Raw genomic sequence first — 12,096 nt, 5'->3', positions numbered from 1 at the left:
AAAATACTGGATGGAAGAACAGTGTTTGGAGGTGCTAGTTCCTAGTTCCTAGTTCCTAGTTTCTAGTGCCTAGTTTTGAGTTTATGGTAGGGAGGGGAAAAAAGGGCGAGTAGGGGAGGCCTACTCGCACTGAATCTAGAGAGATTAGCTCTCTTTGGTTGTGGCTTGTTTACCTAGCTCAGAGGTTTTGGTGTCTTTTAGGTAGAGGTTTTCGAAACAGTAGTTGGTCGCCTCGATGTAACCTTCGACGCTACCACAGTCAAAGCGTTTGCCTTTGAATTTGTAAGCCAGTACGCAGCCTGCTTTGGCTTGTTTGAGCAGCGCGTCGGTGATTTGGATTTCGCCACCTTTGCCTGGCTCCGTATTTTCGATCAACTCAAAGATGTCTGGAGTGAGAATATAGCGGCCGATGATGGCAAGGTTGCTTGGCGCTGTACCTTTCTCTGGCTTCTCTACCATGTCGTCAACGCGGAAAATGTCGTCTTTGATCATTTCACCAGAGATAACGCCGTATTTGTGGGTTTCATCTTCTGGCACTTCCTGTACAGCAACAATTGAGCAGCGGAACTGCTTAAATAGCGCGACCATTTGTGCCAGTACGCCTTCTTGCTCATTGACACACAAGTCATCCGCGAGGACAACGGCAAATGGCTCATCGCCAACCAGCTCACGCCCGGTGAGGATCGCGTGGCCAAGGCCTTTCATTTCACGCTGGCGAATGTAGGTGAAGTTAGCACTGTCGATGATGTCACGAATATCGACCAGCAACTCTTCTTTGTTGGTGCCGCTGATTTGGTGCTCAAGCTCATAGTTCTTATCAAAGTGATCCATGATGGAATGCTTGCCACGGCCTGTCACGATGCACATGCCATTCATGCCGGCCTGAATCGCTTCTTCCACACCGTATTCGATCAGTGGCTTGTTCACCACTGGCATCATCTCTTTTGGCATGGATTTGGTGGCAGGAAGAAAACGCGTCCCATAGCCCGCCGCGGGGAAGAGGCACTTTTTAATCATGAGTAATACCCTTTTTTAATTTTTTAACCCAGTGAGCGCCGTAAAAACTGACGTGAACGACGTAATCACACTTTGCGATGTGATTGATGGCCGATACCTTACCATGACTGTGGGAAATGGCGAATGAAAGCGTTCCTTGTCGGCCTTAAAATGTGCGGGTGTGAGCTCATTTGTGTTTGTATAAACGAGAGCGTTATCAGAGATTGGCTTTGGCCCACTCCATCGCTTGGACTCGATTTCGCACCTTGAGTTTTTTGTAGGCTTGATAGAGGTGCGATTTTACCGTGAATTCGCTGATGAACAGGTCCTCGGCGATCTGTGCATTGGACGCACCACTCTTAAGGCAGCGCAGAATTTCTAGCTCGCGCATGGTGATGTCGAGCACCACTGTCGCCGTTTGGCTGCTCATCACCGTGCGATAGTGATAGAGCAATTGTGCAGTGACTTTGCGAGGTAACCAATTTTCACCATTAATGATTGCCGCGCAGCCTTTGGCGATCACCTCTGGGGAGTCGTCGCAGTAAAACAGACCCTTGAGATGTCCAAAGGTTAATAATTCATCGGTGGAAAGGCGCTGATACAAGTTAATCAAAATCACTTCAAAGTGTTTGTTCAAAAGCGGTAGTGCTTCGATTTGCGCTTGTTGTTGATGCACAAATTGGTAGTCAAATATCAGAATCCGATGGCGTTCTTGTTGCAGCGCCAGCATCAGCTCTGATGGCTCCATACGATGGATGGTGATTCGCAGCGCCCGCTGGATATCATCGACGTGCGGGTGCGAGTCGTTTTTGTTATTACAGATAAAATGCAGAGTACGAGCGTAAGACGATTTGGGCATGGCAGACCTATGAGTCGGTGAGTCGAGTCGTTAGCGTGGTACAAAACCGCATCAAGTGCGATTTAAGGCCGTTGCTTTGCGTCTCGCTTCAAGCGCAAAAGTAATCGATGGATAGCTCAGCAGCAATCAGACGTGAGTTTGCTCGAAAGAATATCGGCGTGGGATTGGCGCGGGCTCTCAGTGTGTCCATCTTGATAAGGAATTCTTGATGAAGGATTCTTGTGAAGAGAATCTGGGGATAGAAATTTATCAGCGCGTCAAAGCGTGTTATTCTAATGCGCTATTTAGGTATCAACACTCAAATTTGGACGGAGCGAATCATGGCGACCCGCGGAGTAAACAAAGTAATTTTAGTCGGTAACCTGGGCGGTGACCCGGAAGTACGTTACATGCCTAGCGGTGGCGCAGTGGCAAACATCACAATTGCAACGTCTGAAAGCTGGCGTGATAAAGCAACCGGTGAGCAGCGCGAAAAAACGGAATGGCACCGCGTGGCACTGTTTGGTAAGTTGGCAGAAGTCGCAGGTGAGTACCTGCGTAAAGGCTCTCAAGTCTATATTGAAGGTCAACTGCAAACACGTAAATGGCAAGATCAAAGTGGTCAAGACCGTTACACGACAGAAGTGGTTGTACAAGGCTACAATGGCGTGATGCAGATGCTAGGTGGCCGTGCTCAAGGCGGTGCGCCTAGTCAAGGTATGGGCCAGCCACAGCAGCAAGGTTGGGGGCAGCCGCAACAACCGGCACAGCAAGCGAGCCAGCCTTCTCAGCAATACGCTCAGCCGCAGCAAGCGCAACAGCCAAAACCTCAGTACAATGAGCCACCGATGGATTTTGATGACGATATCCCGTTCTAAGTCATTAGTTTTAGAAAAAAGCCGCGAATGTCGCGGCTTTTTTGTATAGTGACTAAAATCAAGCTATTACTTGCTGTCATTGATGGTCATCGAGCCTTGTTGGTCGGTATCGATGCTCACTGTTAGGAAAGGAACTCCGAACGCATGAGGTACACCCCTACCTTAAAATTGAGCACTCGCTTAGTCGCTTTTGTCACCATGATAGTGATCATTGCGATGTTCATTCTATTTCTCGGTGGTACGCTCTCGTTTCGCAGTCTAGGTCAGCAGTATCTCGATCAATCCTTGCAGGGAATCGTTGAGGTTGTGGACAAGGAGATGGAAGACCCTGACGCTGCCTACTCTCTCCAACGCTGGATGCCTAAAATGCTCCAAGCGTCGAACATCGTCGAAATGGAGCTCTCCTCCTCGTACGGCGTGATCTACCGTTTTAAAGACACGTCGTCCAAAGTCGAACCCGCACTCTTGTATCAGCGATCGTATCCGCTCGAGCGCAATGTCGGTTATCAGATCGATTTTAAAGCGGTGCCTCCTTATATTGGCTATGGCTACTCGCTGCAAGCCATGTGGTCAATCACCATGGCGATTGGTTTGGTTATTTTCTGTTTGATGCAAGGGGTGAAATGGCTGAAAGAGCAACTTTCGGGCAGCGAGCGGCTTGAAGAGCGCGGGCGGATGATTTTGGCGGGGCGAGTGGAAGAGTACGCGAAAGGTGACCCAACAGAGTGGCCTTACACCGCTAGTCAGGCGCTTGATACCTTGATTGAAGAGCTGCAAGATGCGCGTCAAGAGCGCAGTCGATTTGATGCCTTTATTCGCACCCAGACGTTTCTTGATCAGCTGACCGGAACGGCAAATCGTGTCCTCTTTGATAGTAAATTGGAGTCAGCATTATCTGAAAGTGGCTCAAGAGGTGGCATTTTGCTGCTCAGAGTGGATGATTGGGCGCTGATTCGAGAAGAGTACGGTGAAAAGCTTGCGAATGACTTTCTTATCGAGGTCGGAGAGGGGCTGAACAATGTGATTCAACGCTACCCTGATCTGATTTTGTCGCGCTACTACCAGTCAGACTTCGCGATTTTTGCCCCGCATTTGTCGAATAAAGAAGTGGCGAATTTGGCGAGTGCCGCGCTCAAACAATTGGCGAAATTAACCCCGCCCAACCCGCTTGATAAAGACAATTGGGTTCATATTGGCGTGAGTATGTATCACGAGGGAGAAAGTCAGGGCAGAATCATCGACGAGGCGGAAACCGCGCTGAAAAGTGCTCAGTTGCAAGGCAATAATACTTGGAGCCGATTCAACAAACATACCTCTCCTGAAGAAGACCGAGGTAGCGTTCGTTGGCGAACCTTACTCGATATGGCATTGGCACCCGATAAGCTGCTGGTGTTTGCGCAGCCTTGTTATTTGCTGACGGAACAGCAAGAGACCCAGCTCGATCATTTTGAACTGTTCGCGCGCATTAATGATCCCGAAAAAGGGGTACTTAAAGCGTCGCGTTTTATTTCTGCCGTAGAGTCAGTGGGTTATGGCGCCACTTTAGACAAATCCATGTTGACCTTGGTGATAAAGAGAATAAAATCTCAGCATTCTTCAGTATGTTATTCTCTTAACCTCGATGTGACGCCGTTCGCGGAGAGAGAGTACTTCAAGTGGTTTCGAGATGAGTTGTTACAATTGACCATTGCTCAGCGCGGCCAGTTGATGTTTGAGTTTTCTGAAGCTCGTTTGGTTAAGCATTTAGATTATATGCGCCCGGTGATCAAAGTGATGTCTGGCTTAGGGTGTCGGGTGACGGTCGGTCAGGCTGGGCGCTCCATTGTGAGTACACACTACTTAAAAGATCTCTCTATCACCTATTTAAAACTGCATCGCGGTTTGGTTAAACAGATCGAGCAACGGCATGAAAATCAGCTTTATATCCGTAGTATGCTTGGTGCGTGTGCGGATAAGGAAACGCAAGTCATCGCCGTTGGGGTAGATAACAAATTAGAATTTAGAACCTTACTTTCTCTTGGCGTCGAGGGTGTACAGGGGCGGTATTTTGAGGAAGAGCGTCAGCTTATTCCGGAAAGATCGGCGACTCAGTCCATCTCAGCTCCACCCAAAGTGCAAGTAGGTCGTAGAAATCGTTGGCGGAAAACAAGCAGCTAAATGGACATTAAATCACTGATTGGTCACTTCAAACCAAAATCAAAAAGCGCGCCCAGTTTGTCGGTGGTGGTGCAGCCTAGTGCGCTGCATTTGTCGCTGCCCGAGCATGCGGAGCAAGTCGTTGAGCTCGCTTGTGATAGCCAAAATTGGCAAGAGATACTCCTTAATGCACTTAAGCAACATAAGGTGTCTCAAGGGGCGGTCAATGTCGTGCTTCACTCTGGCTTGTACCAAACCTACCAGATAGAAAAACCGAAAGTGCCTGAAGAGGAGCTCAGCGCCGCCCTACCGTTTTTGATTAAAGATCTGATTTCTGAAAAAGTGACCGATGTGTTGGTGGACTCCACACCGATGCCAACCAGCAGCAAGCTGCAAGTGTATGTCACGCAGAAAAAAATGGTGCTCGGACTCTATCAATCACTCAAATCGCTAGGGTTAACGCTCAATGCTGTGGCCGTGGAAGATGAGTTGTGGGCGCACAGCGCAGGTGAACTGACGCAATTTCTCTTGCTGCAACGTGCCAAGCAAGGACAATTTAAGATCAGTGCATTCGTTGATGGGCACAGCGTGTTTCAGCGCACCATTCGCGGTATCACGCCGCCTTTGACTGGGGTGGCCAGCAGTTTATTGCAGCTAGATAGCATCGCACTGGAATTACAACGTTCGGTCGATTACCTCTCTTCACAGATGCGCTCGCTCTCTTTGCATCAGATGAAAGTGTGTTGTGATGAAGAGGATCAGCAAGAGATCGCCGATGCGCTCTCTGAGCGCCTGAGCGTTAAAGTCGCGCCACTCAATGATGAGTCGGTGGAGTCGGCCCATGTGCTGCTGCGTGCTGCGCAGCAAACGGTCACGATGGTCAACCTCTTCCCTGACAGCCTCAAACCGAAGAAACAGCGCTTTACCTTAACCAATGTCGCCATCGTGTGGGCGGCGTTACTGGTGGTTTGTGTGTTGCTCTACGGTTATGAGACCATGCAGCAAGGCCAACTCGGTAAAGAGTTGGCGCAGTGGAAACAACAAGAGAGCAGTTTGGACGCCGAAGCAAAAGCGCTGACAGAAAAGCTCGCCAAGCACAAACCTGATGCTGCCAAAGTGGCAGCGGTAGAGCGGCTGAAGCAAGAAATTGCCGCCACGCGAGATTCACTCCATGCGGTGCGTCAATTTGATCAGTCTGCGCAAGAGGGCTACTCCGGGGTGATGCGTTCGCTATCCGAATTAGCCAGAGACGATATCTCACTCGACTCGATCGCTATCTCATCCTCATCACTCGATCTTAAGGGCTTGGCAAGAGAAGCTGCAGCGATTCCAAGCTGGGTGAGCGAATTTAAATCCGAACTCAATTTGGTCGGGCGTTCGTTTGAGCAGTTGAGTATCGGCCGTAATGAGCAAGACATCATTACGTTTGAGCTGAAAACAAAAGGAGAATCCAAATAGTGGCTAAGGTATGGATTCAATGGAACGATAAGTTCGCCAAGCTCAGCGCAAGAGAAAAGTGGCTGATCACTTTGTGTGGCGTGGTGTTGATCGTCATGGTGATGTTTGTCTTGTTGATAGAGCCCACGATCAAGGCCAACGAGCAACTGAATCGTCAAGTGATGACCAGTAAAGCCAACGCGCAGCGCCTCGAAGGGGAAGTCCTGCTCATGACGGCGAAGCTCAAACAGGATCCTAACCAAGCGATCAACCAAGAGTTTGAGCGTTTGTCTATCGAAAGTCAGGCGCTGTCAGAGGAGTTGGCGAAAACCATTGAGGGATTGCTAACCCCAAACCAAATGGCGCAAATGCTCGAAAGCGTGTTAGCCAGCAGCAAAGGTCTGCGATTGGTCTCTTTGCAGTCGCTCAAAGCGGAGCCGATTATGCGTAAGGGCAATCAAGGTGAGTCGGGCTACTATCTTCACCCTGTGCAAATTGAGCTCACTGGTGACTTTTTCTCTATCGTCACCTATCTCGAGACATTGGAGTCCATGCCAAGCAAGTACTATTGGCGACGCTTTCACTACTCGGTCGAAAGTTACCCAACCGCGCGCTTGGTGATGGAAGTTTACACCCTAGGGACAAGGCAGGAGTTTATTGGTGGTTAAGCAGCTTGTATTGGCCGCCATCGCGGCATTTGTTGGCATCGCGTTGCCCTCACAGGCCTCCGATGATCCTACCGCGCCCCTTGGGTGGGTCAAACCCGCAGAGGTGACGGTGGCCACCAAACCGAAACGCCCACCGTTGCCCAAAGTGCAAAGTATTGTCTGCCATGAAATGAGCCCATGTCAGGCGGTATTAAGCGGGAAAGTGGCGCAGCGTGGAGATACCGTGAACGGGTATCGAGTCAGCCGTATCGAGCCAGAACACGTGGTGCTCTCTCGCGGGAATCAGCAGTGGACACTGTCGATGTTCACACTAGATATTAAGCAATAAGGTCAGTGGAAGGATATGCGTAAACTTGCCATAGCAATAACAATAACATCTCTGGTGGGCTGCTCGATGGGCCATCGCGATCCGGTTGAAGTCAAAGCGGCCTTGAATGAATCCATCAATGAATCAAACAGTCGCGCCTTGACCGATTTGCCTCCGGAAGTGAGTGCAGACTTGATGCCTGAACTGAGTGACAGCGGAGCCAATCGCGCCAAAACCTTAAAGCGTTTTCGCGTTAAAGCGGACGGTGTTGATGCGAAAGCGTTTTTCACCAGTTTAGTGGTAGGGACAGAATTTAGTGCCGCCATCCATCCAAGCGTTGCAGGTAATATCACCCTTAATTTAACCGATGTGACCATGGATGAAGTGCTGGTGGTGGTGCGCGACCTCTACGGCTATGAGATCAGCAAATCGGGCAATGTGATTCAGGTTTATCCTGCGGGGCTTCGAACCGTGACCATCCCTGTCGATTACTTGCAGTTTACGCGTTCAGGGCGCTCGTTGACCTCTATCACCACGGGAACCATTACCAATACAGACACGAACTCGTCGAGCAGCTCTTCCAGTTCGAGCTCTTCGTCGACTCGTTCGGCAAGTTCAACCAAAGGCGGAACGGAAATTGAAACCACCAGTGAAAGCGATTTCTGGCCACAGCTACAAACCGCCGTCTCACAGCTGATTGGTAATGATCGCGGCCAAAGTGTGGTTGTCACGCCGCAAGCCAGTGTGATTACCGTGCGCGCGTATCCTGACGAAATTCGAGAAGTGCGTAATTTCATCGGCGTCTCACAACAGCGTATGCACCGCCAAGTGATCTTGGAAGCCAAGATTTTGGAAGTCACCTTAAGTGATGGCTACCAGCAAGGGATCAATTGGTCGAAGGCGTTTTCATCCAACGGCACCGATTTTAGTTTAGGTCAAGGGAGTATTAGTGGGGATGGAAGTGTCTCAACTTTACCTGGACTTGATGCCATTGGAACCTTGTTGGGGGGACAGACTAATTTGGTGATTTCTAGCGGGAGTTTTGATGCTGTGATCAGCTTTATGGCTACACAGGGAGATTTGAATGTCTTATCTAGCCCACGAGTAACGGCATCAAATAACCAGAAAGCGGTCATTAAAGTAGGTACTGATAGTTACTTCGTCACCGATTTTTCGACAGATACCGATTCGAGTAGCTCTACAACAACTACTTCAACGGATGTTGAGTTAACGCCTTTCTTCTCAGGTATTTCATTGGATGTTACGCCACAAATTGACGATCAAGGCAATGTATTACTCCATGTCCACCCTGCTGTGATTGATGTCAGTGAGGAGACTAAAGAGATAACCTACGGCAGCAATAGCCTCACATTACCTCTTGCCACTAGTTCCATTCGAGAGTCAGATTCGGTGATTCGCGCCCAAGATGGTGACGTAGTGGTTATTGGCGGATTGATGAAATCCAATACCCTAGATCAAACCTCGAAAGTCCCATTTTTAGGTGATATTCCAGCGCTCGGGCACCTATTTAGAAACACCAGCCAAATTACCCAGAAAACCGAGCTAGTGATTTTGCTTAAACCGACGGTGGTCGGGGTCAATACTTGGCAGAAAGAGCTTGAGCGCTCGCGTGATCTCTTGCTTGAGTGGTTCCCTGACGATAACTAGGTCATGTATTTAGAGCACTTTGGTTTTTCTCAGCAGCCGTTTCATCTCACGCCTAATACCGAGATGTTTTTAGGCTTAGCGCCACACTATGAAGCGATTCAAACCGTGAATGCCGCGCTCAGCATGGGTGAGGGCGTGATCAAAGTGACGGGAGAAGTAGGCACAGGGAAAACCATGGTGTGTCGGATGATGACGCGTCACTTTCTCGATCAAGTGCAATTGGTATTTCTGCCCAACCCCGCATTGAGCGGCGATAAGCTGCGCTTTGCGATAGCCAAAGAGCTGGGCGTGTCATCGCAAAATGAGCTGAGTGTGGTCGATGATATCCACAACAAGCTGATTGAGCTGGCCCAGCAAGAGAAAAAAGTGGTGGTGTTGGTCGATGAAGCGCAAGCGCTCAGCGATGATGCACTGGAAGTGTTGCGACTGTTTGGCAATTTGGAAACCGAGCAAAGCAAACTTCTGCAAATCGTGTTGGTGGGTCAGCCAGAGTTGGATGAGCGCCTCTCGCAGCATCATTTGCGTCAGTTTCGTCAGCGCATCACCTTTAATGCTAAGTTGAGAGCGCTCAATTTAGACGAAACGGTCGCGTACATCGATAACCGCTTAACGCGCGCGTCAGCACCGGCGAGTCTGATGTCTCTGGCGCATAAAAAGGCCGTATGGCGCGCGAGCCAAGGTTATCCGAGATTGATCAACCAAGTGTGCCACAAAGCGTTGGTGTCGGCCTTTAGCAAAGGGGCGCATCAGTTAACGAATCAAGACTTGTTTGACGCTATTCATGATACGTTCGATACCGTTAAACCCAAATTTAAACACCCACTGTTGTGGGGGTGGAGTTAAACCATGAGTGCCATCAACAATGCTCTCACCCAATTGACGGATAAACAATCCGGCGCCAACGAGACGATCCAACGTGCCGTCGTTGCGCCCGTTAAACAAGTGCGTGTCCTACCTTGGGTGGTGGGGAGCTTTTTCTTAAGTTTGGCAGTCGGTGGTTTTGCGCTCTCTCAGCAAGAGACAGCCATCAGCCAGATGACGAAAAAGCAGAACGTTCCGCTATCTGACGCGACTCCAGTACCTTCACCAACAGCGAAACTCACCTCAAGTGCTCAAGCCGTCTACGTTGCGCCTGAGAAAAAATCGGCACCATCGACTCAGCATGCCTCTTCACCATCTAGAGCGCCTTCCCCGAAAGTGGTCGACAAGCCCGCGGTGGAGAAACCGATGCTCGTTGCCAAGGTGGCAACGCCGGTAAGCGTCACCGAGGTACAAGAAGAGAGTGTTTCCAATACGTCGCATATCCATTCGGTTGGTGGCACTGCCTCGAATAGCACTGTTTCGAATAGCACGGTCTCGAAGGGAAATGAATCGAGCGGCAGCATGGTGGTGGAGCACGTTGAACTGACGCCTGCACAATTGGCAGAGAAAGCGCAGGCGCGTGGGCAAAAAGCGCTTGAGAGTAACAATTTAAAAGAGGCCCTTGAGCATTATCATCAAGCGTTGAACTACACCCCGGAAGAGTTTGAGATCCGAAAACGTCTCGCAGCGCTCTACTATGGCAAGGGGGAAGTGCGTAAATCGGTCGATATTCTGCAAAAGGGCATCAGCCTAGACAAAGAGAGCAATGAGTTGCGCATCGCGCTGGCGACATTGCTCATCAAAGAGCAGCAAAATACGGCTGCATTGACCGCGGTGGCGTATCTGCCACGACAAGCCTCGGTGGAGTATCTCTCTTTGCGCGCGGCACTGGCACAAAAGCAGCAGCAAAACGCCCTCGCCAAAGAGAGCTATCAAGCACTCACTGAGCGTGAGCCCGACAGCGGGCGCTGGTGGCTCGGTTTGGCGATTGCCAAAGAGCGCGCGTTTGAATTAGACGGCGCGGAAAAAGCGTATCAGCAAGCCCTATCGAATCTCGGCTTATCCAGTCAATCTCAACAATTTGCCCGCGACCGCCTCGCGATTATTGCTCAACTACAGGAGCCCACCCGTGAAAATTAAACTCAGAAAACGTCTCGGTGACTTGTTGGTTGAAGAGGGGATCATTACCGAGCAGCAAGTTGAGCAAGCGCTGGCGGCCCAAAAATCGACCGGTAGAAAGCTCGGCGCTGCGCTGATTGAACTGGGCTTTTTGTCAGAGCAGCAGATGCTCTCGTTCTTATCGCAGCAGCTTAATGTGCCGCTGATTGATTTGGCGCGCGCGAACGTTGATATCGATGCGGTGCAAGTGTTGCCTGAGGTGCACGCAAGGCGTCTGCGCGCCTTAGTGATTGGTCAAGAGGGCGACACCCTGCGCGTTGCCATGAGCGACCCGGCAGACTTGTTTGCCCAAGAAGCGCTGCTTGGGCAGCTGTCGCAATACAACATCGAATTTGTCATTGCCCCCGAGAAGCAGTTGGTGGACGGATTTGACCGTTACTATCGCCGCACCAAAGAGATCGCCTCCTTTGCGGAGCAGCTTCAAGCTGAACACCAAGTCACAGACGCGTTCGATTACACCATTGAAGATGATGACAGCGAAGAGGTGACAGTCGTTAAACTGATCAATTCGCTGTTTGAAGATGCGATCCAAATCGGCGCTTCCGATATTCACATTGAGCCAGATGCGAATGTACTGCGCTTACGTCAGCGTATCGATGGTGTGCTGCATGAAACGCTACTCAATGAGGTCAATATCGCTTCCGCTTTGGTACTGCGCTTAAAGCTAATGGCCAATCTTGATATTTCAGAGAAGCGCTTGCCGCAAGATGGTCGTTTTAATATTCGCGCCAAGGGGCAATCGGTCGATATTCGTATGTCGACCATGCCGGTTCAGCATGGTGAATCGGTGGTGATGCGTTTGCTTAACCAATCCTCAGGTATTCAAAAGCTTGAAGCGTCAGGTATGCCAGACGATCTCTTGATTCGCTTGCGCCGTCAGCTTAAACGTCCACATGGCATGATTTTGGTGACCGGGCCAACCGGTTCCGGTAAAACAACCACCTTGTACGGCGCGCTTAGCGAACTCAATAGCCCAGCGAAAAAGATCATCACAGCCGAAGACCCGGTGGAATACCGCTTGCCACGGGTTAACCAAGTTCAAGTTAACCCGAAGATAGATTTAGACTTCTCCACGGTGCTGCGTACCTTCCTTCGTCAAGACCCAGACATCATCTTGATTGGTGAGAT

General features: G+C 50.1%; 11 protein-coding genes. 9 read left to right on the top strand and 2 right to left on the bottom strand.

Annotation, left to right across the window (positions count from 1 at the left end; genetic code table 11):
• Window positions 1-144 precede the first annotated feature (144 nt).
• The gene (galU, locus tag AC6R0S_RS10720) at window positions 145-1,017 is read right to left on the bottom strand and encodes a UTP--glucose-1-phosphate uridylyltransferase GalU (protein ID WP_500625660.1); all 873 of its coding nucleotides are present in this window, start codon (window positions 1,015-1,017) and stop codon (window positions 145-147) included.
• 196 nt (window positions 1,018-1,213) lie between these two features.
• Complete coding sequence (locus tag AC6R0S_RS10715) at window positions 1,214-1,855, bottom strand: LuxR C-terminal-related transcriptional regulator (RefSeq protein WP_487901796.1); 642 nt, start codon at window positions 1,853-1,855, stop codon at window positions 1,214-1,216.
• Window positions 1,856-2,175: 320 nt separating this feature from the next.
• Between AC6R0S_RS10715 and AC6R0S_RS10710 the strand changes: the two genes are divergently transcribed.
• From AC6R0S_RS10710 to AC6R0S_RS10670, 9 genes are all read left to right on the top strand, one after another.
• Complete coding sequence (locus tag AC6R0S_RS10710; protein ID WP_487901795.1) at window positions 2,176-2,712, top strand: single-stranded DNA-binding protein; 537 nt, start codon at window positions 2,176-2,178, stop codon at window positions 2,710-2,712.
• Window positions 2,713-2,856: 144 nt separating this feature from the next.
• Entirely contained in the window at window positions 2,857-4,869 is a 2,013-nt protein-coding gene (gene csrD / locus AC6R0S_RS10705) for an RNase E specificity factor CsrD (protein ID WP_500637887.1), read from the top strand.
• Window positions 4,870-6,306 (top strand): MSHA biogenesis protein MshI, encoded by a 1,437-nt coding sequence (locus AC6R0S_RS10700; RefSeq protein ID WP_500637886.1) that lies wholly within the window; start codon window positions 4,870-4,872, stop codon window positions 6,304-6,306.
• Window positions 6,306-6,953, top strand: a complete 648-nt coding sequence (locus AC6R0S_RS10695) for a type II secretion system protein GspM (protein WP_334555028.1) — start codon at window positions 6,306-6,308, stop codon at window positions 6,951-6,953. The genes AC6R0S_RS10700 and AC6R0S_RS10695 overlap by 1 nt, the downstream gene beginning before the upstream one ends.
• Window positions 6,946-7,281 (top strand): MSHA biogenesis protein MshK, encoded by a 336-nt coding sequence (locus tag AC6R0S_RS10690; RefSeq protein ID WP_500637885.1) that lies wholly within the window; start codon window positions 6,946-6,948, stop codon window positions 7,279-7,281. The genes AC6R0S_RS10695 and AC6R0S_RS10690 overlap by 8 nt, the downstream gene beginning before the upstream one ends.
• 15 nt (window positions 7,282-7,296) lie before the next feature.
• Window positions 7,297-8,928, top strand: a complete 1,632-nt coding sequence (gene mshL / locus AC6R0S_RS10685; RefSeq protein WP_500637884.1) for a pilus (MSHA type) biogenesis protein MshL — start codon at window positions 7,297-7,299, stop codon at window positions 8,926-8,928.
• Between the two features lie 3 nt (window positions 8,929-8,931).
• The gene (locus AC6R0S_RS10680; protein WP_500637883.1) at window positions 8,932-9,771 is read left to right on the top strand and encodes an ExeA family protein; all 840 of its coding nucleotides are present in this window, start codon (window positions 8,932-8,934) and stop codon (window positions 9,769-9,771) included.
• A 3-nt stretch (window positions 9,772-9,774) separates the two neighbouring features.
• Window positions 9,775-10,929, top strand: coding sequence for a tetratricopeptide repeat protein (locus tag AC6R0S_RS10675; RefSeq protein WP_500637882.1), 1,155 nt, complete (start codon window positions 9,775-9,777; stop codon window positions 10,927-10,929).
• A partial coding sequence (locus tag AC6R0S_RS10670) for a GspE/PulE family protein (protein ID WP_500637881.1) occupies window positions 10,919-12,096 on the top strand: 1,178 nt, incomplete at its 3' end. The genes AC6R0S_RS10675 and AC6R0S_RS10670, both read left to right, overlap by 11 nt.

The organism is Vibrio sp. R15-SG3-ISO1B (genome assembly GCF_059833835.1).
Note: the sequence above shows the minus strand (reverse complement) of the source record. Positions and strands in the feature narration are given on the sequence as shown.

Excerpts from the sequence above, each read along its gene's own strand:
- galU (WP_500625660.1), bottom strand. The coding sequence starts at position 1,017 with ATGATTAAAAAGTGCCTCTTCCCCGCGGCGGGCTATGGGACGCGTTTT.
- AC6R0S_RS10715 (WP_487901796.1), bottom strand. The coding sequence starts at position 1,855 with ATGCCCAAATCGTCTTACGCTCGTACTCTGCATTTTATCTGTAATAAC.
- AC6R0S_RS10710 (WP_487901795.1), top strand. The coding sequence starts at position 2,176 with ATGGCGACCCGCGGAGTAAACAAAGTAATTTTAGTCGGTAACCTGGGC.
- csrD (WP_500637887.1), top strand. The coding sequence starts at position 2,857 with ATGAGGTACACCCCTACCTTAAAATTGAGCACTCGCTTAGTCGCTTTT.
- AC6R0S_RS10700 (WP_500637886.1), top strand. The coding sequence starts at position 4,870 with ATGGACATTAAATCACTGATTGGTCACTTCAAACCAAAATCAAAAAGC.
- mshL (WP_500637884.1), top strand. The coding sequence starts at position 7,297 with ATGCGTAAACTTGCCATAGCAATAACAATAACATCTCTGGTGGGCTGC.
- AC6R0S_RS10680 (WP_500637883.1), top strand. The coding sequence starts at position 8,932 with ATGTATTTAGAGCACTTTGGTTTTTCTCAGCAGCCGTTTCATCTCACG.
- AC6R0S_RS10675 (WP_500637882.1), top strand. The coding sequence starts at position 9,775 with ATGAGTGCCATCAACAATGCTCTCACCCAATTGACGGATAAACAATCC.